Here is a 24,388-nt window from a genome sequence, read left to right on the forward strand (position 1 = left end):
ATGTAACGATATATTTCTTTTGAGATAGTTTTTTTATTGAAAGAAGACAGAAATGCAAATTATCTGCATTTCCATCAACTTATCAAATTTTATATCTGAGTAATAATGATTAGTAAATCAATCTGAATCCAAGTCCACCTCTCAGATTATTATTATCACTGTCATATCCTGTATTAAGAGTCATTCCTACTCTGGAATTTTCTATTCCAAAGTTTAAATCTGCTTTGAATTTTCCTTTTCTGCTGTCTTTGTCTCCTCTTATGTTAAACCAGTCAGCAGTTGTATATGATACTCTTGCCCTGTTATTTACATTTCCTACTTTTCCTAATTCACTTTCATAACCTAAACCTAAAGAAGCTGTAAATATGCTCTTAACTGCAAAAGGTTGTCTATAGTTAAATTCAACTCCTATTGCCGGTTTTATTGAATAGTAACCATTTCCTTCTACATCCAGTCTCATTTCTCCTGATTTTTCTTTAATGTTACTGAATCTTCCATATTCAACTTTTAAACTTCCATATGGTCTGATACTTGTTCTTTCACTTGTTCTTATATTGTATCCAACTTCATTTTTAACTGCTACACCATAAGTTGTATAGTCAGATTTAGCATTGAAGATTTCATCTACTACAAGATATTTTCTATGCATTTCATTTTTAGATACGTATCCTTCTCCTGAAATTGTCCATTGAAGATTTCCATTGTGGTCTGATGCAGGTGTCATTGTCTTGAAGATTCCAAGTTTTAACATAGTTTGATTTTCTCTTGATCCCCCAATGTCTTTAAACTTGAATTTGTTATGCACTCCTCCTGCATACCATCCTGATACGTTTCCTAACTTGACAGTTTCATCTTCATGCAGGTATGCAAATCCATACGCATCACTTGTATAGTCTATAATTCCTGCTGTATCTGTAGTGTATTCGTCCTTCATTCCAAATACTTTTATTTTATTTGACTGTTTAGACTTAGTTTCCCATTCTTTAGCCAAATGAGTAATTTCCTTATCTATCAGTCTTCCTGTTCCATGTACTCTTTGTTGTATATTTGCATACTGGTGACCCATCATTTCATCAAATGCCTGTGTCAGAAGTACTGGCTCATTATTTCCTATGCTGTTAAGCTTGTTAAACAGTAATTTTTCTCTGGAATCAAGAGAATTTACTCCATATCTTTGTTCCAATCCATCTGTAAAGTTCCATGCATTCTCAGTTTTTCTAACAAATGATGTATATGGTACCTTTGCCATAGCAACTCCTGTTATTTCACCATATGAATCTAATATTGGCGTTGCCATCCATGTCAGTGAACCTGCAAGTGATGTAAGTTTAAAGTTACGTCCTGTTACCTGGTCAAGGAATGGTTTTATTACATCCCCCTTAACTACCCAGTATTTTGAATTTGTCATTTCTGAATATTCTGTTCCTATTATCAATTGACTGTTTATAGGTGGTGTACTTCCATCTATATCTATTGGTCTTGTTCTTCCTAAAGTATCTACATAGAATCCAATATCTGACAATCCTAGGTTAGATTCATTACCTATCAATTTGCTTATTTCTGCAACTTCAGCATCTGAAACAGGTACTCCATCCTTTGTGAAAACAGGCTGTCCATTCTTTATACTTATTTTTACACCTTCAAATTCCTTGTCTGTTCCACTTGCTCCTCTTACTTCCTGTCCATTAGGATCAGATGTTATTCTGCTGTTTATCTGAGCTTCCAGATCTGCTAATTCAGCAGGTGTAATATCTTTCCAACTTATTCCGTATGTTCCTTTTCCTCTTACCTTTATTTCACCGTAGTTCTTAATTGTAGCATATCTTTGTACTGTACCATCAGGATTCTTTTTACCTCTTATTACAACTCCATAGCTGTTATCCGCATCTATAAGTATTTTTGCTCCCGCTTCATTTACAAGAGTTGAACCATTCATTACTGCTACTCCTACAAGTCCACTTACGTTAGGATTTACCATTCCGCCTCTTCCAGCATATGAATCTGTTGTCTGTATAATTCCTTTGTTTACAAACTTAGCTCCTTCATCAACGTATACTCCTGTCATTGATTCTATTTTATTTGAAGCTGTAGCTCTACTTCCATCAAGTAGTATATTACCTCTATTTTCTACAACTGTTCCTGCTCCTGAACCATACATTCCTATTGACTTATCTCCAAATATACGGATTTCTCCTTCATTGGCAATTTGACCTCCATTGTCTGTTGCCATTCCTATTCCGTATACAATTTTGCTTTTGTCACTGTATATTTGTCCAGTTAGAGGGTCTGTATAATCTGTTGGTCCAACATATATTCTTCCTGAAGTGCTGTTTACAGCTGTTGATCCTGGTGCGTAAACTCCTATATTTCCTTTTCCATTAGAGAAATCCAGCAATCCATTATTTACAAAGTTTCCTCCACCAGTATTATTACCTTTGATGTAGAATCCTATTACACGGTCTACATTTCCAGCAGCTATGTCTTTATTGTTTGTTATTTGTGCTTTTCCACCTGAATACAGGTATGTACTGTCACTTCCTAATGTTACACTTGTTCCTGCTGTATTAGTGTATGTATTTACCTTTGAAGAATCATCATTGTTAAGAATAAATCCGTAAGATTTTTCTCCCACTGTTACATTTGCACTATCATTTACTGAAGCTCCATTTACTGCATAAACTCCTACAGGTTCAGTATTTGGTGTAGTTGAAGTATGAGGATCCACTATAATATTTCCTGCTACTGAAACACTTCCATCCTGTTTGTATATTCCCATACCTTCATCTTTTACATGAAGAGTTCCTCCTGTCATATTTACAGGAGAATTTGTTGTTGAATATACTCCTATTGATTTTACTCCTACTTCTATATTTCCACTTGTCAGAGTGATAGGTGATGTTCCGCTTGAAGTATATACTCCAATAGTAGGATTCTGTGCATCTGATGAATCAGCTATTGAAATATCTGCCTTATTTTCAAATGACTGGCTTCCCTTCAGGAAAACTCCCAGTGTCTTTTTACCTGAAAGTTCTAATTTTCCTTCATTTACTACTGTGTTTGGAGTATTCGCATTTGAATATATTCCTATTGAATTATCTCCGCTTAAGCTTATTTTAGTTTTATTTAGCAGACTGGAGTTTATTCCTAAAATTCCCTTTGCATTGTCCTGTGTTCCTACTATCTCAGTTATTCCTGTTGAATCAAAGTTTGCATTCTGAAGGAATATTCCATTTGAATTTCTTCCAAGATTGATTTTTCTAACTCCTGTCAGTCTTGAATTTCCTTCAACATACGCTCCTGTATAACCATCTGCTACTGTCATGTCAACTGGTACTCCTGCTCCGTCCATTTGAGCAGTACTGTTTTTCAGATAAAGCATTGTATTCTGAGTTGGAGATATATTACCTAAATAGGAAATAAAATTTGAATTTTCAAGGTATGCAAGTACACCCTTATTGTTGAAATTAACTGTTCCCTTTGCTGTAATATCCGAATGTTTTCCATAAAAAGCTATACCATCTTCTCCTACTGTAATATCTGATGTTGTTCCTGTAGTAAGATTAGTATTTTCAGAATATATTCCTACTGAAGGTGCTCCTGTTATTTTCTTTCCAACTGTTATTTTACCATTATTTGTAACTGTATTTCTGTCGGCTGCAGCACTTCCTTTTCCTTTACTGTAAAGCCCTACTGAACCATCTCCAAGAGTTATTTCTGAATTATTTACCATTCCAGTTAATACTTTTCCTTGATCAGGTTGTGTTCCATCTTCATTTATCATATATATACCGACATTTTTTGTAACATTTATATTACCTGATGCATCTGTTGAACTCTTTATTTTTCCATCAAGATTTATATCTGTTGATGCATTTTTCAGATATACTCCTACTGATTCCTGTCCAAGTTCTATCAGAGAATTTGCTGTTGTTTCTACTTTAAGTTTATTATCAGCCGAAGAACCTCCATCATAATGTGGAGAATCACTTCTGTATACACCATAAATTCCTGTTGACTGAGGACCCATTTTAATTGTTCCATCATTTTTTACTCTTGCTGATGCCGCATAAATAGCAGTTGATTCTTTTCCAGCAGTAAAATTAATAGTTCCTTGATTTACAATTTCATAATTTCCTTGTGTCCAAGTTGTTCCAGCTGGATTTTTGATTCCTTCAGCCATTAATCCTATATTTTTTCCAGCAGCGATTGAACCGTCTGCTACACTTTTAACTGTTTTTCCACTAACAATATAAGTTTCTCCATTTATAACGTGAGAAAGTACCATTCCTGGTTTTAAATCCTTATCAACTGAAGGATTATCTATTGCCGATATTCCTTCTTTAGTTCTAATTTCTTCTGCTGAATGTCCGTTATTGTTAAAAGTCCAGTTTCCAACGTTAATTACAGAACCTTTCAATCCGTATACTCCTACTCCTGAACCACTTAAGTTAATAGTTGCATTTCCCCCATCAAAGTGGGCATTTTCTCCAACAATAGCTGCTACACTTCCTTCTGCAAGGTTAATTGTTGGTTTATTAGTACCTGTTCCTAAAGATACTTTACTCTCTATAGTTGTATTTGCAGAAGTCTGTTTCTGTACATAAATTCCTATTCCATTTTCTCCAACATTTATTGTACCGCTATTATATTGTATGATACTCTTATCAGCCGCAAAAATTCCTATTCCTTTTTCACCTGTTGTAATAGGAGTTTTTATAGTATATGCGGAAGTAGACGTTCCTTGATTTTTTGCATATATTCCTATTGCATATTTTGTACCACTGTTTTCAACTGTGTTTCGTACTGTTATTGGACCAGTATAGTTTGAAATATCTGTACTTCCACTTAAATATAATCCAATAATACCATCTCCTGAACTAGTTGCTGTTTTATAATAGTTCAAAGGAGTTGAACTTGCATTTAACGTCGCAACATCTGTTGGAGATGTACCTTCTAAGTATACTCCTACTCCATATCCTGATATTTTTCCTATATCTGTACCAGTTAATGCTGTATCCTTATTTTTTACATAATAGGCAACTCTATTCTGATCTGTTCCTGTACCAAGATCAATTTCTGCTGTAGTTGTAGTTATAGCACTTCCTGCAGCTGCATAAACTCCTATTGACTTATTAGCAGCATTATCCAAAGTTATTTTTCCTACTCCTGAAACTGTTGACTTAGGAGCATATATACCTATTGACTCTTCTTTATTTACGTTAATTGTTCCTGTGTTATTTATATTTAAATTTGCAACAGTACCCGCTTCATTCTTTGCAAATATACCTACTGATTTATTTCCATTTACTGTTATATTTCCTGTAGTTCCATTAACTATTGACAACTTATTTGTCACTCCAGAATTTATTTTTCCATAAATCCCAGCTGATTCAGTTTTTTTAGTTATTATATATCCATTATTGTTTATTGCTTTATTTGAAGTTGCAACCCCTGAAACTACTCCAAAGATTCCTACTGATTGTGCTTCTTCTACATATATACCTTTATTTACTGTTTTTAATCCACTGTTTGTTATATCTGAATCTTGACCATAAATTCCAGCTGAGCTTGCTTTTAATACTTCTATTTTCCCACTATTAGTTAACGTAGAATTTTTTTCTCCCAGTATACCAACAGAACTTCCTTCTTCCATTGTTATAGTTCCTGTTGAATTTCCTGTACTTTCATTTGTGTAAATTCCTATCCCGGAACCTCTTTTTGATACAATAGTACCATCATTTTGTGCTGTTGAAGCTCCTGTTCCTGTTCCTTTTATTGCAATAAGTCCAATATTTGTGTTTGTTGTCAAAGTTTTAGTATTTTTTACAGTAGAATTATTTGATGCGACTAAAACAGAAGTTGAAGTATTAGTTCCTGCTGTCGGAGTTGATACTGTATAATTTTGATTTAAATTAGCAGTTACACCACCTGTTGTATAAAATATACTTGCTCCATTTCCAAAATTTAAAATATTAATAGGGTTACTGTTCAAATAAGTTCCTACATTCACTTCTCCTGAATTTCCATTTAAAAGTCCAAAAGTTGAGTTTTGTCCTAATTCTACTTCTAAACTCTTACCTGTTTCAACTTTAAAAGTATTTCCAAATTTAGTAGCAACTGATGAATATAATCCTACTGCTCCTGTGCCTATTGTTAATTTAGAATCATCTCCAAAATTTACTTTAGCTTCTCCATCTGAATAAATTCCAATTGTCGTTCCTGTTCCACTAGCAGCTATATCTATTGGAGCCTTTATATTTAATGTTCCTGATGCCTCTTTAGCATATATTCCTATTGCATCTGAACCTACACTTATTTTATTTGTTCCAGCAGTATTTTTTTCATGATTAAAAGTATACTTTCCTTCTCCATAAACTCCTATATTTCCTCCTCCTTGAACAGAAATATTACCTGTGTTTGTAAAGTTTATTGGAGTAGCAGTATTCGGCCCTTTTAATAAAACACCTATATTTCCTGTATTAGCAGGAGTATTAACTGTTATATTTCCACTATTAGCAAAGTTTCCTTGTTCTCCATAGAAAGCTGTAGATTTTTGTGCTCCACCTGCAGTGAGAGGATTTACAATAAGATCTCCACTATTTGAAGAGTCTCCTCCTTTTAGCATAGCAAATGCTATTGAATTTGTTCCATTTACAGCTATAGTTCCTTTATTAATTCCTACACCATAATTAGTTCTATCAATACTTTCTAATAAATTATCTATTAAATTTGAATCAAATACAGACTTATAAGATTCACTCTTAACAACAAAACCATAGTTAGAGTCTCCATTAACTACAACATTAGCACCTTCATTTGCTGTTATAGATCCTGATCTTCTTAATTTTCTGTTAGCTGTTTCAACTCCATTTAATTTCCCATCATTCAACTCTTCTTCACTATCACCAACTAATAAACCTATACTCTTTGTTGCATGTTCTCCAACGGTTATAGTTCCACTACCAGTAGCTGCTCCAGTTGAAGCTCCTGTTTCTCCAAAAGGTCCAAATTCTACAGTTTTTGTACCTATATCAGCTGTAGCTGTTCCACCATAAGTACCTGTTTCTCCTTTTAATACAGGTCTCGTTGGTACCCCTGCATAAATTCCTACTGCATTTTCAACAAGAGTATCACTACCTGAAGCAATATTTTGGTTATTTCCTTGAGTTAGAGCTGTTGTTCCTATATTGATTTTTCCTCCAACTTTAACTTCCTGTATTTCATGTAATATACCAACCCCAACACTCTTATCCCCATTTATATTGATGTCTCCTGAATTATATACTCCACTTGTCCAACCAGAATCTCCTGAAGCTGAACGTCCTATTTCTCCTCCTGGAAGGACTACAAAAGGATTTGCTGGGGTTCCTAAATCTCTTTGAGCTCTTAAGTTATTTTTTTTATTAGTTTTAAAATCACTCATTGTTGTTGATGTTACTGTATCTAGTGTACTAATACCTGGATTGAATACAGTAATAATACCAAAACTTCCGCTAGATTCTACATTGATGTCCTTTTGGTTATCTGCCTTCATTAATACTCTTCCCTTAGATGAATTTGTATTTTTGCTCTTTACATTAACTAAATCTTTTCCATTCTTTGTTTCCAAATTGGACCAATCGGGTGTCCAGTTATGAGGATCTTCTGGTTTTAATTGCATTCCAGCACTTTGTGGTGCATTTAAAGAAATTACCCCTGTATTAATTATGTGCGACATTGTACTATTATATGATGCATCCACGTTAGAAAAACCAAAAGCTATTTGATGACTATTTGTTGTAGTATTAGTTTCATCTTTGTACTTTCCATCAATTAAACCATTATTTATAATTTTAGCCAATATATTCTCAGTACTAGCAGAACCTTGTAAATCTATCCCCATATTTTTACTTCTATATAAGTTAATTGTTCCATCCATTTTAAATTTAGAACCATTTTTTGGTTCATCTATAACCAAGGCTCTTGCATCAGCAACTTTAACATTTATTGTTGAATTAGGTAAGGTAACGTCTCCTGTCACAGAATTAAGAGTAAAAAAATTTCTTACAGTTTTTGTTACAGAATTCACATCATAGGTTTGACCTGCAATAAATGTTCCATTTATTGCACTTTGGTTAGTGGTTCCTATCTTACGATTAGTTGAATCTATAGAAGGTGCAACAGAAAATGCAACAGGATTCGGAGTATCTACTACTGGTGCTTCTAGTGTCACTTGTGCGGGTGTAGATATATTTAAAGCTGTTATAGTTGGTGGTGTTACATTTATATTTATTGTTGGTGCACTCGGTGTAATTCTTACATCTACCTCTGGTATTGTAATAACAGGTGCTGTAAGCGGTGTGTTTACCTTTGGATCAACAACTGGTGCTCCTACTGGTTCAACAGTTGGCTCAGCTACGCTTAGTGAAACAGCTTCCTTTTTTACTTCCTTTGGAGAAATTCTTGCAAGTATTTCAACTTCATTAAGAGGTTCCTGAATTTTTCTTAATTCTACAAGTCCCCATCTAACTTCTCCATTTACAGATGACCCTTTACTTTTATCAAAATTCATTTCAGAATAGATATTTCCAGTTGCATTTCTCCATGAAACTTGAGAATCACTTCCCGGAGTTATCGGAAGACCCATAACTCCCATTGAATCCAATGTAGCTAATGCATTTTTCATTTTCCAGTTATTTCTGAAATACAGTCCGTTGTATGTATATCTTTCCTGTTTATCTCCATAACCATCTCCAGAAATAATGTCTGCATTGGAAAAAAAGTTCATTCCAAATTGCCATGAACTCCAAGGTGATTTTACAACCTGATCTCCCTGTTCCATTAATTGAATTAACTCTAAGTTTGCACCTCTAATATACATCTTGTTTCTATTTCTCATGTTTTTCAGCATAGCTTGAGTTTCATCAACAGTATTTTTAAGATTCCCATCTTTGTTTTTCTTATTAGGCTCTGCTTTTACCGTATTTGCTAAAAGTACTCCTGTAGTTACTCCCATTGCTCCTGCAACAAACATAAGATTTCTCGAATATTTTACTGCTTTGGAACTTCTCATTATTGATTTTGATTTCTTTTCTGAATTTTTAATTTCATCACTCATTTTATTACTCCTCTACTATTATTTTTTTATTATAGTAGTAAATCCTGTATTTTATATGCTAAAAAACTTCTAAAATAGAACTGATGCTTTCGGAACAGGTACAACTATAATGGGTTTAAGTTATGTTATTTTTCACATATCTTATAATTAAATTATTTTTAGTTTAATAATACCATTTTTTTTGCTTTTTTTCAATCTTTATTTTCAAAAATAAAAAAAATTTTCAACATTATTTCCACACAGAAAAATAGGTTTGACAATAAAAAAAGGAAATCACAAAATATAATTATTTCAATAATATCTCTATTTTGTATTTCCTTATCTTTATATCAAATAAATAATATAGTCATTTTTAAGTATAACTAAAAATAATCTGCTTATTCACCTTCCGGCAATAAAAATCCTGCTATAATATATGCTATTGCTAATGATCCACCAGAGAAAAGCGCAAGTACAACTGCAATTATTCTTATAATATTTGGATCTTGATTTGCATATTTTGCAATCCCTCCGCATACTCCCATTATTTTTTATCAGAAACTGATCTTGTAAGCTTTTTTTCCATGATTGCGTCCTCCTAATATATATTTATAAACAAGTTGTTTACCATAATTAATATCTTATTTTTAATTAACTTATTTTTTGAGTCCGCTTATTATAGTACATTTTTTCACATGATGTAAACCTTTTAAAGTCATTATAATTCTAAAAACAGTATATTCTATCTATTATAAAATACACTTCTTACAATTTTCAAAGTTTATAAAAATATAGTTCATGTAAAAAGAAGGCATTAAACCCTCCTGAAATAAAGTTCTTTGCCTTCTACTTTTTCTATATAAACACATTAAAATTATTCACCATCTTCAAGTACTTCAACAATTTCCGAATTTTTATCTAAAATAACGATTTTTTTCAATTTATCATCAAATCCAAAATACAGATAATCGTATTTTTCTCCTTTAAGGTCTGTATAATCCTTTACATAATATACATTTTTTCTAGTATCTGGATATATTAAATATTTTTTCAGTTTTCCTTCCTTTTCTCCCTCGGCTATTTTATCCTTCGGATAAGGCTGTGTTTTAAATCTTTTTAGCCTTCTTGAATGGCAGGTAAATACAATAGCTACTTCAGGATTCCACTGAATGAGATAGTGCTCACCATTTTCTTCTATAATACTGAAATTATGTTTCCCAATTTCTTCATCAAAATATTTCTGGGAATTTGCACTGAACCATGAATATTTTTCCACTTCGCTAAACATTTCGCTTTTTTTCTGTGTATCTGAAGTAAATTTTTCAGCCATTATAGTCATTCCCAATACAAGAAATAGCAACAAAATAATTTTTTTCATTAATATTCCTTCTTTCTAAATAGTATATTGAATATCTTCCATATAATTTTACCTCGATTTCCAAAAATTTCAATATACAAATAATAATTAATATTTTCTCATGAAAAATTATTTTATCTTCCCAATATCATTTCTAAAATACATATTTTCAAAATGTATTTTCTTCAGGGAAGTATAAGCATGTTCCCTTGCTTCTTCCAGAGTGTTTCCAAATCCTACAACGTTTAAGACACGTCCTCCTGAAGTGATAAAATCATCATTTTCTTTTTTGGCTCCACATATAAACAATATTTCTCCATTTTCTCCAACACTTGATAATCCTGATATTTTATCTCCTTTATTGTATTTTTCAGGATAACCTCCTGCCACTGCAACTACACAGCATGAAGACTGTTTTCTCCATTCTACTTTAATTTCCGATAATTTTTTATCAAATGCACTTTTTATCATTTCAACCATGTCTGTCTCAAGTAATGGAAGTACAGCCTGTGTTTCAGGATCTCCAAGTCTCATATTATATTCAAGCAGATATACACCTTTTTTCGTAATCATAAGCCCAAAGAAGATTACTCCTGCAAAGTCCATTCCTTCACTATGAATTCCCTTCAGAGTAGGCTCCATTATATTCTTTTTAAATTCCTCAAATACTTCATCAGTCACATATGGATTTGGTGAAATTGCTCCCATTCCTCCTGTATTAAGTCCTGTTTCATTTTCACCTATCTTTTTGTGATCCTTTGCCGATAACAGAGGTAAAATCACATTACTGTCTGTAAATGATAAAATCGAAGCTTCCACCCCGTCCAGATACTCTTCAATTACAACCTGGGAACCGGCATTTCCAAATTTTTCATCAACCATTATATCTTCCACAGCCTTAACTGCTTCATCCAGATTCTGTGCAATAATAACACCTTTTCCTGCTGCCAGCCCGCTTGCCTTTATAACTACAGGAAAATCCTTCCAGTTATTCAAAAATTCCTTAGCTTTTTCAAAATTATCAAAAATCTCATAAACAGCTGTTTTAATTCCATACTTTTTCATAAAGTCTTTAGAATAAGCCTTGCTTCCTTCAAGAACCGCGGCCTTTTTATCAGGCCCGAATATCTTTAATCCATTCTTTTTAAATTCATCAACTATTCCCTGGACAAGCAGTTCCTCACTTCCAACAATAGTCAAATCAATTCCATTTTCCTTTGCAAAATCAATATATTCCTGTATGCCCTTCAATTCAACATTTTCTGCAATTTCAAGCAGCTCAGCTCCTGCATTTCCTGGTGCAATAAAAATCTTTTCAACATCTTTGTTTTGAGACAGTTTCCATGCAATGGCATGTTCCCTTCCTCCAGCTCCGACTATTAGAATTTTCATTTTTTCCTCCTCCGGCATTTTAGACTTTTGATTAGCCTATTTTCTTGTATCTTTCAAATATATTTTATCACATTTTCCACTAATATTAAATGTAAAAATCTTTAAATTCTTCCATAATTTTATTCCTTTCGTATTTTTTCAATTCTCATCAATTATCAAATATTGTCAACAATCCAGTAACCAATATTTCTTTTCAAAAATATAAAAAAACTATCTCATAGTATAAATAATTACTCAATTACAAATTAAATATATATTCTAATCCATAGATATACTTAATTTATCATTTTATATAATTTCATACTTCCTGAAATAGTTTCTTTTATTTATTTCTCTTTTTCATAAGTTTCAAAAAATTCTTTATTGGCTATTCTGTACACTTCATTATAATCTAATGGAGTTACTAAAAAATCATTTCTTTTAACAATCATTTTTTCTCCCCACGATGTAAGAATATAAAATTCCTTTTCTTTAATTTTAAATACTCTAAATATTTTACCATTTACTTTTAAAGCTTTTATTCTTCCCAAAGGACTATATACTTTCCATTCATTATCTAAATCCGTTTTATATTTATATCTTTCATTAAATTTTTTTTCAGATAAAATATACATTTCTTTTGCTTCAGTATTGTTCTTAACTACATAATCTCCTTCTTTTGCAACATTTTGTGTTTCAAGTCCGTCTTTAGTATATGTTTTTATAATTTCACCATCTATGGCTTTTCTTGCATACACTTCTTTATATTTTTTATACACTGGAGCCTTTTTAAAATCCAAATTCAATGTTTCAAGAAGTTTTTCCTGTGAAACTACCGTATCTGAAAAACATAAAACTGGTATAAAGAATAACAAACATATTAGCATTTTTTTCATAATATCAATCCTTCCTTAATTTCATACCAAAATTATACCACAAAATGTACTGAAAGCAAGTTTTGTTGTATATTTTTAAAACTAAAATTTTGTTTTTTTCATTTTTTTATATAATTCTTTTAAAGAATCCATACAGATAAAAAAATAAGAGCTCTGACACTCTTACATAATAAACATTATTTGAATGGTGGGACTGGTGAGGATCGAACTCACAACCTACCGATTAAGAGTCGGTTGCTCTGACCAATTGAGCTACAGTCCCTCTTACTTTCTATATTAGGTTTACCACATTTTTTATCATTTGTCAAGTGTTATTTAGGACACGTACTTCGTATTTTTTTTTCAAGTATTTAATCTTACTTTTACATATTATTTTAAGTACATGTCCTAAACAAACTAATCCTAATGTTTAAAATGTCTTATTCCAGTTAATGCCATACTTATTCCATGCTCATTGCAGGCCTGTACTGACTCTTCATCCCTTATTGATCCTCCAGGCTGAACAATGGCTTTTATTCCATACTTTGCAGCTTCATCCACGCAGTCTCTGAAAGGGAAGAAGGCATCTGATGCGAGAACTGCACCTTCCAATGTTTCCAAATCTCCTTTTGCATGTTCCAGAGCGTGTGCAGTAGCCCATATTCTATTTGTCTGTCCTGTACCGATTCCTGTTGCGGCACCGTCCTTAACAACTACTATCGCATTTGATTTTACGTGCTTAACGACTTTCATTCCTAAAATCATATCCTGTTTTTCCTGCTCAGTAGGCTGTTTTTCCGTTACTATTTTCATTTCATCTATCATTTTCTTATTTGTTTCCTGTACCAGTATTCCGCCATCAACCTTAATATACTCAAATTTATCCTGAGGTTTTGGCACTTCACACTGTATTACTCTTAAATTCTTCTTATTTTTCAATACTTCAAGAGCTTCCGGCGAATAAGAAGGGGCAATTACTATTTCAAGGAATATTTTATTCAGTTCCTCAGCTGTTGCGGCATCTATTTCCCTGTTAATTGCAACAATTCCACCAAAGATGGAAACAGGATCACAGTCATGCGCCTTTTTATAAGCTGTAAATACATCATCAGCAATTGCTACTCCGCATGGAGTCGAGTGTTTTACTGCACAGCATGCAATTTCATCAAATTCATTTGCAACCTTCCATGCAATATCCATATCCCTTATATTATTAAATGACAGTTCCTTTCCATTCAGCTGGACAAAATCCTTCATGCTTCCTTCTTCAGTTGTTGAAACATAGTAAGCTGAAGTCTGATGTGGATTTTCCCCATATCTGAGGTCAAATTTTTTCTCATATGAAACATTCAGATATTTTGGATATTCCTCTTCCAGAAGGAAGTTAGAAATTGCCGCATCATAAGCAGAAGTCAGGTTGAAAACTTTTCCAGCCAGTCTTTTTTTAGTTTCAAATGACACTTCACCTTTTTCCTGAATTTCCTCAGTTACCTTTCCATAGTCTTCAGGATCACATATTACTGTTACATCCTTAAATGACTTAGCGGCAGATCTCAGCATTGTAGGCCCGCCTATATCTATAAACTCTATCTTTTCATCAAAAGTTTTATCTGTCTGCACTTCCCTGAAGAAAGGATAAAGGTTAACTACTACAAAGTCTATTGTTTCTATCCCTTCCCTCTGAATTGTTTCCATATGCTCCTTATTATCCCTTATGGCAAGTATTCCACCATGTATATTTGGATGCAATGTCTTAACCCTTCCATCAAGCATTTCCTTAAATTTTGTAACTTCTGAAATTTCAATAACTTCAAGTCCATTTTCCTTCAGATATTTATAAGTTCCTCCAGTTGATACTATTTCTACATTTTTTTCCTTAAGAAACTTTGCAAATTCAAGTATTCCTGTCTTATCAAAAACACTTATCAAAGCTCTTTTTTTCATTTTATCCGCTCCTTTCAATATCTGCCTTCAATATGTCTAATTTTCCAATATTTTTTCAAGTCCCTTTACCAGAAGCAGATGTTCCTTTTCAAGAACTCTTTTCTGAAGTATTTCAGGCGTGTCTCCCTCAAGTACAGGTACCTTCATGCTCATTATAGGCTCTCCTGTATCTATTCCTGTATCCACATAGTGAACTGTACATCCACTTTCCTTCTCTCCTGCCTTCAGTACTGCTTCATGGACTTTAAGCCCGTACATTCCCTTACCACCAAACTTTGGAAGAAGGGAAGGATGCATATTTATAATTTTTCTGTTCCATTTCTTTACAAAATTTTCAGAAATTATTGACAGGTAACCTGCCAGTACAATACATGAAATTTCTCCGGCATCACTTAAAATCATATCAATTTCATCTGAAAGTTTTTCACCAAATAATTTTCTATCCAGCATAACAGATCTTATATTATGTTTTTCAGCCCTTTCGAGTGCATAACATGGTCTGTCAGCTATAACAAAGGCAATTTCACAGTTCAGTTTTCCAAATTCGATGCTATCTATTATTGCCTGCAGGTTGCTCCCTGAACCTGAAACAAAAACTGCTATTTTTTTTTTTATTTCAGACATAGCTTATTCTCACCTTTACTTATATATCCTATTTCATAGGCATTTTCTCCATTTTCCTTCAAAATGTCTATAGTTTTTTCTGTATCTTCCTTCTTAACGATAACTATAAATCCTACACCCATGTTAAATGTTCCCCATAACTCATCTTCAGTTACCTTTTTAAAATATTCATGTTTAAATATAGAAGGTATTTCCACTTTTTTCTTGTCGATGTTTGCACAGAATCCGTCAGGTATTGTTCTTGGAACATTTTCTATCAGGCCACCTCCTGTTATATGGGCCATTCCATTTATTTTTACACTTTCCATAAGCTTCTGGATGGATCTTACATAAATCTTTGTCGGAGTCAGCAGATGTTCCCATATTTTTTTATTTTCGTATACTTCATTCAAGTCAGCAAAAAGCTTTCTTATGAGGGAAAAACCGTTACTGTGAGGCCCGCTCGAAGATATGGCTATTATAGCATTTCCTTCTTCGATATTTGAACCATTCACTATTTCTTCCTCTTCTACTGCACCTACTGCAAATCCTGCAATATCATATTCACCTACTGTGTAGAATCCAGGCATTTCAGCAGTTTCTCCTCCTATCAGGGAAGCTCCCGCCTGAAGGCATCCATCTGCAACCCCTTTTATAATTTCTGAGGAAACATCTGAATCAAGCTTACCGCATGCCAGATAATCAAGAAAAAACAGAGGTTTGGCACCATGACACAAAATATCATTTACGCACATTGCCACACAGTCTATTCCAACTGTGTCGTATTTTCCCGTTTCAAAAGCAATTTTCAGTTTTGTTCCTACTCCGTCAGTTCCCGATACAAGAACAGGTTTTTTATATTCTCCAAGCTTATAAAGCGCTCCAAAGCTTCCAATTTCATTCATAACATTTGCACTGTATGTACTTTTTACCTTATCCTTTATTTTTTCTACCGTTCTGTATCCTTCTTCCTTATCTACTCCTGAATCTTTATAAGAAATCGTCATTTTTTTCCTCCCTGCATACTTTTTTAAACTTTATTGAAATTATTTTTCATCTTTCTTAAAGCAGTCCATGTAAAAGTCATCTCTTCCAAATATCTTTCTTAAATTTTCATAAGACAGATATCCCAGTGTTGTTGCTCCAATCTTATCCCTGATTTCATCCAGAGTCAAGTAATTTCCAATTAAATGTGCCTCAGGATTTACATCCACCCCAAAAAAATCTTCCTTAATAACTATAGGGGATGCCGCCCTGAAATGCACTTCTTTTGCTCCTGCTTCATACAGCATTTTTACTAATTTTTTTGATGTAGTTCCACGTACGATTGAATCATCTACAACTACTACCCTTTTTCCCTCCAGCAGGCTTTTTATCGGATTCAGTTTTACCTTTACTGCCTGTTCCCTGAGTTCCTGTATTGGAGTGATAAATGTTCTTCCAATATACTTATTTTTTACTAAAGCCGGTCTATATGGAATTCCGCTTTCCTGTGCGTATCCTATGGCTGCAGGAACTCCCGAATCAGGAACTCCTATAACAATATCCGCCTCTATAGGATTCTGTCTGTACAGATATTTCCCTGTTTCATGTCTGAACCCATAAACATCTATTCCGTCTATGACACTGTCAGGTCTTGCAAAATAAATATATTCAAATGCACTTACCTGTTTTTTCTCCTTGTCGTTATATTTTATTGACTCAATTCCTTTTTCATCGATTATTACAATTTCTCCAGGTTCTATTTCCCTTATGAATTCTGCTCCCATTGCATCAAGTGCACAGGTTTCTGATGCCAGCACAAGAGTTTCTTTACCTATTTTTCCAAGGGAAAGAGGTCTCAACCCCCTAGGATCCCTTACTCCCACAAGTTTATCATTCAGAATCATTGCAAGGGCAAATCCGCCTTTAAGTTTATTCACTGTATTTAAGGCACATTCCTTTACTCCATGCACTGCATTCTTACCAATCAGTTTTAAAATAACTTCCGTATCAATTGATGTCTGGAAAAGATCCCCTTCTCCAAGCAGTTCCTGTTTCAGTTCCTTATAATTACTCAAATCACCATTATGTACAACGGAAACTTTTCCCAATGAAGTTTCCCCTTCCAGAGGCTGACAGTTTCTCATTGATGAATAACCTTCTCTTCCATATCTTACATGGCCTATCAGAATATTTCCTATATAGCTGTTTAAATCTTCCAGAGAAAATACATCAGCTACAAGTCCGGGCTTTTTTATAGTTCTATGTCTCACCTTATTTTCAGTAATAGTGTCACATATTGTAAATCCTGCACTTTGCTGACCTCTATGCTGTAATGCAAACATACCGTAGTAGGCAAGTCCACCTAAATCTTTTCTTACTTCCTTTGAATGTATTGCCAAAATTCCCATTTCCTTTTTTCCTCCATTTTCATAATCTTTCAAAAATATTCCGCTCTGTAAAAATATTTTTTAAATTATTCATTTCATATTAGAATCAGTTAAAATAATTTTTCTTAATAATCCACTATCGGATACTTTCCTGAAAAACATCCCACACAGAAATCATTTTTACAAGTATGGCAGCTGCTTTCATCCATATCAGGGCTGACACTTTTTTCCCTTAAAATTTTCAATAAATTTTCTAGTGACAGATATTCCAATGTATTAGCTCCAATCTCATGGCAAATTTCTTCAGTAGTCATGTAACTTGCCACCAGTTCCTTTTTATTGGCAATATCTACACCGAAATAGCATTCGCTCAGCACTTTCGGCGAGGCAGACCTGAAATGTACTTCCTTTGCTCCCGCATCACGTATCATTTTTATAAGTTTTTTTGATGTAGTTCCCCTCACCAGTGAGTCATCCACTACAACTACTCTTTTTCCTTCTATAATTTTTCTTATGGGATTCAGTTTTACCTTTACTGCCTGTTCTCTAAGTTCCTGTGTCGGATAAATAAAGCTTCTTCCAATATATTTATTTTTTACCAGTGCCTTTGCAAAAGGAATTCCGCTTGCTTCAGCATAGCCTATTGCCGCAGGGATACCTGAATCTGGAACTCCTATTACAATATCAGCTTCTACAGGATGCTGTTCATACAGATATCTTCCTGCATCATGCCTTACCTGGTATACATCAATCCCGTCTATTATACTGTCCGGTCTTGCAAAATATACATATTCAAAGGCACATGAAGCTTTTCCCTCATTTTTTCTATTATTTTCCAGAAGTTCTAAATATTTTATTGATTCAATTCCATTTTCATCAATAATAATCATTTCTCCAGCATCTATATCCCTTATATATTTTGCATTTACAGTGTCCAGTGCCACCGTTTCAGAAGCAAGTACATAAGTTCCGTCTTCTCTCTGTCCCATACATAATGGTCTTATTCCTCTCGGATCCCTGATTCCAATCAGTTTGTCATTTATAATTATTACTAATGCAAAAGCTCCTTCAATGACATCAAGAGTTTTTAACAGGGCTTCCCTCATTCCGTATTTTGCATTTCTACCTAACAGCTTTAAAATTACTTCCGTATCAGAAGTTGCGTGAAAGGTAATACCATCCTTCATCAGTTTCTCTTTTAATTTTTCAATTTTTATGAGATTTCCGTTATGTGCAAGGGAAATATTACCCATTCCGGAATCTCCGCTGAATGGCTGTGCATTATCAACAGTAACTATTCCGGTTGTTGCATATCTTACATGACCTATCAGGATATTTCCTTTATATTTTAACAGTTCCTCCATTGAAAACACTTCAGAAACTAATCCCATATCCTTCAATGTCTTATGTCTCACCTTATTTTCTGTAACACTGTCACAAATCGTCATTCCTGCACATTCCTGACCTCTATGCTGTAAAGCCTGCATTCCAATATATGCCAGTGATGTCAAATTTTCACGTATTTTATTTGAATGGAAGGCGATTACTCCACATTCTTCCTCCATTTTATCTGACTTTTCTAAAAACATGAAATTCTCTCCTTCTCATTCCTCATTACTAAGCTTCCAATCTGTTTAATATTTCAATATATGCTTCTTCTATTCCACCTAAATCCTGTCTGAATCTGTCTTTGTCAAGTTTTTTACCTGTTGCTTTGTCCCATAGTCTGCATGTGTCAGGTGTAATTTCATCTGCAAGAAGTATTTCCCCTTTACTGTTTTTACCAAATTCTATCTTGAAGTCCACCAATGTAATTCCTTCTTCATCAAATACTTTTTTCAGAAGGTCATTTATTTTAGAAGTTGTTTCATATATATATTTCAGTTCATCAAAAGTAGCAAGTCCCATAGCCACCGCATGATAGTCATTTATCAATGGATCTCCATATTCATCATTTTTATAGCATATTTCAAATATTGTAGTTTTAGGTATTGTTCCGTCAGCAATTCCTACTCTTTTTGCCATAGAACCAGTTATTACGTTTCTAACAATTACTTCCAAAGGTACTATTTCAAGTTTTTCACAAAGCTGATCCCTTTCATTCAGCATTTCCTTAAAATGAGTTCTTATTCCATTTTTTTCAAGTACTGAAAATAATTTGGCAGTAATTTTATTATTTATGATTCCTTTATCTTTAATAGTTCCTTTTTTTACTCCATTTCCTGCTGTTGCATCATCTTTATAGTGGATTATTACCAAATTCTCATCATCTGTTGAATATACCTGTTTTGCTTTTCCTTCGTAAATGAAATCTTTTTTTTGCATTTTTAATTCCTCCTGATTTTTTTATAATTTTTATCTAAAATTCCACTTTTTCTTCGTTTTCCTTAATAAATTTTTCCTTCATTTCTTTTCTGAATTTTACAAGTTTTTCCTTGATTTCAGGATATTTCAGAGCCAGAACCTGTACAGACAGCATAGCCGCATTATATGAATTGTCTATTCCTACTGTTGCAACTGGAATTGATTTTGGCATCTGCACAATTGAATAAAGTGCATCAAGTCCTCCTATTGCTCCGTTTAAAGGTACTCCCACCACAGGCAGCACCGTTTTTGAAGCTATAACCCCTGGAAGATGGGCAGCCAGTCCTGCTCCCGCTATTATCACTTCAGCTCCTCTTTTTTCCACATCTGCAAGCACTTCCTCCAATTTTTCAGGAACTCTATGGGCAGAAAGTACATATGCTTCGTATTCTATTCCAAATTCCTTAAGACAGTTTGCAGCTCCTTTCATTTTTTCCGTATCTGATTTACTTCCAAAAAATATTGCTACTTTCATTCTTTTCATTCCTCCTGTTTTCTCTTTTTATTGCTTTTTCACTTTATATTTTCGGATATTTTAAATTTTAAAGGAAAAATTTTACTCCATTTTTGAATATATTCTGATCTTTGTTTCCATATATATTTTTATACAGGTTCTTTCCTGTTCTTTCTGAATGTGCCATTTTTCCAAAGATTCTTCCTTTATGTGCAAGCATTCCTTCTATTGCGTAGTAGGAACCGTTAGGATTAAACTGCGAATCCATACTTGAATTACCTTCAAAGTCTACATATTTTGTAGCTATCTGGTTATTTTTATATAATTTTTTATATTCTTCCTCTGTAATGACAATTCTTCCTTCCCCATGTGACATTGGAATGGCGTGTATATCTCCTTCATTCATTCCCATAAGCCACGGTGAATTATTTGAAATAATTTTAGTCATTACTATTTTCGACATATGTTTATTTATATTATTAAATGTCAATGTAGGTGAATCTTCATTTAGCTCCCTTACTTCACCATATGGTAGAAGTCCTGATTTTATAAGAGCCTGGAATCCATTACATATACCCAGTATCAGTCCATCCCTCTTAAGAAGTTTATCAATAGCTTCTTTTACTCTTCCATTTTTCAGAACAGCAACCATAAATTTTGCAGATCCGTCAGGTTCGTCTCCTGCACTGAATCCTCCTGGAAGCATAAGTATCTGTGAATTTTCTATTTCCTTAACAAATCCATCTATTGAATTTAATATATTTTCGTGTGTCAGGTTGTTAAATACTCCTATTTTAGCAATTCCACCTTCCCTGTTAAAAGCTCTTTCCAGGTCATATTCACAGTTTGTTCCAGGGAATACAGGTATAAATACTCTCGGTTTTGCTATACTGTTTGAAAAACTGCTTATTACATTTTCCCTTTCAATTAATTCTGATTTTTTATATTTAGTTCCATTGCAATGAGGCAGTAGATGACAATTTTCTATTTCTTTTCTTGTTGGGAATATTTTTTCCAGAGGTTTTTCCCATTCTTCTATAAGTTCATCAAGATTAATTTCAAATTTATTATCAATTACTATTTTCTCTTCCGTAATTACATTTCCAAGAAGAACTGCGTTTTCATAATCAAATTTTTCAGCTGTTTCAACTATGAAAGTTCCATATTCCGCCTTAAACCATTCATTTTCCCCTATTATTCCATCAGATTTTATATTTGCACCCAGTTTATTTCCAAAAGCCATTTTTGCTACCGCTTCAGATAAACCACCATTTTTTATTGCTGCTGCCGATACAATCTTTTTATTTTTAATATTTTCAGTTATAAAATCAAAGTTTTTCTTTAATTCCTTCAGGTCAGGCAAATCGTTTTCATCATAAGCTGTCCTTACAAGATAGATATTATTTCCTGCCTTCTTAAATTCAGGTGAAATTACATTTTCAGCAGTTGTCATACTTACTGCAAATGAAACCAGAGTAGGCGGTACAGATATATCATTGAAGGTTCCGCTCATGGAATCCTTACCTCCTATTGAAGGCAGTCCAAATTCCTTCTGGATATGGAATGCTCCCAATAATGCTGATAAAGGTCTTCCCCATTTTTTTGAATCCTTACCTAATCTTTCGAAATATTCCTGGAAAGTAAATCTTATATTTTTATAATTTCCACCGGCCGCAACTACTTTAGCTATGGATTCTATTACAGCATATGCTCCTCCATGGAATGTAGACTGTTTTGCCACGAAAGGATTATATCCGTAACCTACCATTGAAGCCACATCTGTTTCAGCATTTTCAACAGAAACCTTCTGTACAGAAACATCTGCAGGTGTAAGCTGATATTTTCCTCCATAAGGCATCAGAACAGTTGTTGAACCGATTGATGAATCAAATGTTTCCATAAGTCCTCTTTGTGAACATACATTTAAGTCTTTAAGATTATTGATAAATCTTTCCTTGAAATCTGCTCCGTCAATTTTTCTTTCCAGATTCAGTTTTCCTGTTTTTTCTATTTCTATGTTTATATTTGATTTTGCACCGTTTGTATTAAGAAATTCCCTTGAAATATCTGCTATGACTTCATTTCTATATTTCATTACAAGTCTTCCTGTATCATTTACTTCAGCCACTTTATATGCTTCCAGATTTTCTTCTTCAGCAAGTTTTATAAATTTCCCTACATTTTCCTCTGCCACAACTACCGCCATTCTCTCCTGTGACTCTGAAATGGCAAGTTCAGTACCTGTAAGACCAACATATTTTACTCTTACCTTGTCTAGATCTATTTCAAGCCCGTCAGCAAGTTCCCCTATCGCTACGGAAACTCCTCCTGCCCCGAAATCATTACATTTCTTTATAAGCTGTGTAACTTCCTTATTTCTAAACAGTCTCTGAATTTTTCTTTCAGTTACTGCATTTCCCTTCTGAACTTCAGCACTGCATTTTTCAGATGATTCTGTAGTATGTTCCTTTGAGGATCCTGTTGCTCCACCGATACCGTCTCTTCCTGTTCTTCCTCCCAGAAGAATAACTACATCTCCTTTTTCAGGTTTTTCCCTTATAATATTTTCAGCAGGTGCAGCTCCAACTACAAGTCCCAGTTCCAGCCTTTTAGCCTTGTATCCTTCATCGTATATTTCATTTACATAAGTTGTTGCCAATCCTATCTGATTTCCATATGAGGAATATCCATGTGCAGCCTTCTGAGTGATTACCCTCTGAGGTAGTTTCCCTTTAAGAGTGTCATTCAGTTTTTCAGTCGGATCTCCAGAACCGCTTATTCTGACTGCCTGATACACAAATGTTCTTCCTGATAACGGATCCCTTATGGCACCACCAATACATGTTGATGCTCCTCCAAATGGCTCTATTTCTGTAGGGTGGTTATGAGTTTCATTCTTAAACTGTAAAATCCACTTCTCTGTTTTTCCTTTTACAGGTACATCAATGTAAATTGAACATGCATTTATTTCATCTGAAACTTCCAGATCAGGAAGTTCTCCCTTCTTTCTCTGTTCCTTTCCAAATACTGTTGCCAAATCCATTAATGTCATAGGCTTTTTCCCAAGCTTTTCCCCATGCACATATTCCCTACTTTTTACATATTCTCCAAGAGTTTTTTCTATTATATCCCTATACTCTTCATTTTCTATTTTTACATCATCTATTATTGTTTCAAAGGTAGTATGTCTGCAGTGGTCAGACCAGTATGTATCAAGAACTCTTATTTCAGTTTCAGTTGGATTTCTTTTTTCCTCGTTTTTAAAATATTCCTGAATAAAGAGCAGGTCATTTGCAGTCATTGCAAGTTCAAGATTATTTCTCATATCTGCTATTTCTTCAGAAGTTTTATTTATAAAGTTTTCATAAACCGGAACTTTTTCCGTATTTTCCTGTTCCGGATTTTCTTCAAGTATATTTAAATTTTTCTCCCTCATTTCAACTTCATTTATATAGTATTTTTTTATTTTAGCCAGTTCTTCAGGAGTTATATTTCCGTATAGGACTATCAGTTTTCCGCTTTTTACATTAAAATTTTCATTATCTGCCAGAAGATCTATACATTGAACTGCCGAATCAGCCCTCTGGTCATACTGACCAGGTATAAACTCAACTGCGAAATGTTTGTTTTCCTTATTTTCTACTGCAGAAAATACTTCTTCCAATGAATTATAAACTTTATCCACATTTACTTCGGAAAAAACAATTTTTTCCATTTTTTCCAGCTCTTCCTTGCTTAAATTAAAAACATCATAGATGTTTAATATTCTTAGGAAATCGAGTGATTCAATCCCTACATTTTCCCTCAGATCATTCATCAGATTCTGTGCTTCCACTCTGAAATCTTCTTTTTTTTCCACAAAGATTCTATAATTCATTTTCTCCTCCTAATGTATATTTCAATTGATTTAATGATAAAACTAATGTAATAAAAAATCTAAGTATGGGCATACTTAGATTTCGGGTATATTCA

13 protein-coding genes and 1 tRNA gene are annotated in these 24,388 nt (G+C 33.6%); all 14 read right to left on the reverse strand.

The features are described 5' to 3' along the window. Positions 1–109: 109 nt before the first annotated feature. Entirely contained in the window at positions 110–9,097 is an 8,988-nt protein-coding gene (locus tag HMPREF1984_RS09590) for an autotransporter-associated N-terminal domain-containing protein (protein WP_021767792.1), read from the reverse strand. A 377-nt stretch (positions 9,098–9,474) separates the two neighbouring features. Next, the gene (locus HMPREF1984_RS09595; RefSeq protein ID WP_021767793.1) at positions 9,475–9,621 is read right to left on the reverse strand and encodes a PspC domain-containing protein; all 147 of its coding nucleotides are present in this window, start codon (positions 9,619–9,621) and stop codon (positions 9,475–9,477) included. Between the two features lie 329 nt (positions 9,622–9,950). Further along, positions 9,951–10,454 (reverse strand): hypothetical protein, encoded by a 504-nt coding sequence (locus HMPREF1984_RS09600; RefSeq protein ID WP_021767795.1) that lies wholly within the window; start codon positions 10,452–10,454, stop codon positions 9,951–9,953. 108 nt (positions 10,455–10,562) lie between these two features. After that, positions 10,563–11,825 (reverse strand): phosphoribosylamine--glycine ligase, encoded by a 1,263-nt coding sequence (gene purD, locus HMPREF1984_RS09605; RefSeq protein WP_036100506.1) that lies wholly within the window; start codon positions 11,823–11,825, stop codon positions 10,563–10,565. Between the two features lie 326 nt (positions 11,826–12,151). Then, positions 12,152–12,700 carry a hypothetical protein gene (locus tag HMPREF1984_RS09610; protein ID WP_021767797.1) on the reverse strand — a complete coding sequence of 183 codons (549 nt, stop codon included), beginning with the start codon at positions 12,698–12,700 and terminating at the stop codon, positions 12,152–12,154. 185 nt (positions 12,701–12,885) lie between these two features. Continuing rightward, positions 12,886–12,962: transfer RNA gene (locus HMPREF1984_RS09615), tRNA-Lys, on the reverse strand. 140 nt (positions 12,963–13,102) lie between these two features. Continuing rightward, entirely contained in the window at positions 13,103–14,623 is a 1,521-nt protein-coding gene (gene purH, locus HMPREF1984_RS09620) for a bifunctional phosphoribosylaminoimidazolecarboxamide formyltransferase/IMP cyclohydrolase (protein WP_036100508.1), read from the reverse strand. Between the two features lie 36 nt (positions 14,624–14,659). Continuing rightward, positions 14,660–15,247 (reverse strand): phosphoribosylglycinamide formyltransferase, encoded by a 588-nt coding sequence (gene purN, locus HMPREF1984_RS09625; RefSeq protein ID WP_021767799.1) that lies wholly within the window; start codon positions 15,245–15,247, stop codon positions 14,660–14,662. After that, positions 15,235–16,233, reverse strand: a complete 999-nt coding sequence (gene purM / locus HMPREF1984_RS09630) for a phosphoribosylformylglycinamidine cyclo-ligase (protein ID WP_021767800.1) — start codon at positions 16,231–16,233, stop codon at positions 15,235–15,237. The genes purN and purM overlap by 13 nt, the downstream gene beginning before the upstream one ends. A gap of 39 nt (positions 16,234–16,272) precedes the next feature. Next, complete coding sequence (gene purF / locus HMPREF1984_RS09635; RefSeq protein ID WP_036100552.1) at positions 16,273–17,619, reverse strand: amidophosphoribosyltransferase; 1,347 nt, start codon at positions 17,617–17,619, stop codon at positions 16,273–16,275. A 104-nt stretch (positions 17,620–17,723) separates the two neighbouring features. Further along, positions 17,724–19,187: an amidophosphoribosyltransferase gene (purF, locus tag HMPREF1984_RS09640; protein ID WP_021767802.1), complete on the reverse strand. Its 1,464-nt coding sequence runs from the start codon at positions 19,185–19,187 to the stop codon at positions 17,724–17,726. A 28-nt stretch (positions 19,188–19,215) separates the two neighbouring features. After that, the gene (gene purC, locus HMPREF1984_RS09645) at positions 19,216–19,923 is read right to left on the reverse strand and encodes a phosphoribosylaminoimidazolesuccinocarboxamide synthase (protein WP_021767803.1); all 708 of its coding nucleotides are present in this window, start codon (positions 19,921–19,923) and stop codon (positions 19,216–19,218) included. Between the two features lie 34 nt (positions 19,924–19,957). Beyond that, entirely contained in the window at positions 19,958–20,437 is a 480-nt protein-coding gene (gene purE / locus HMPREF1984_RS09650; protein ID WP_036100510.1) for a 5-(carboxyamino)imidazole ribonucleotide mutase, read from the reverse strand. A 67-nt stretch (positions 20,438–20,504) separates the two neighbouring features. Further along, entirely contained in the window at positions 20,505–24,293 is a 3,789-nt protein-coding gene (locus HMPREF1984_RS09655; protein WP_021767805.1) for a phosphoribosylformylglycinamidine synthase, read from the reverse strand. Positions 24,294–24,388 lie beyond the last annotated feature (95 nt).

The sequence above is a fragment of the Leptotrichia sp. oral taxon 215 str. W9775 genome, assembly GCF_000469505.1.
Lineage (GTDB): Bacteria > Fusobacteriota > Fusobacteriia > Fusobacteriales > Leptotrichiaceae > Leptotrichia_A.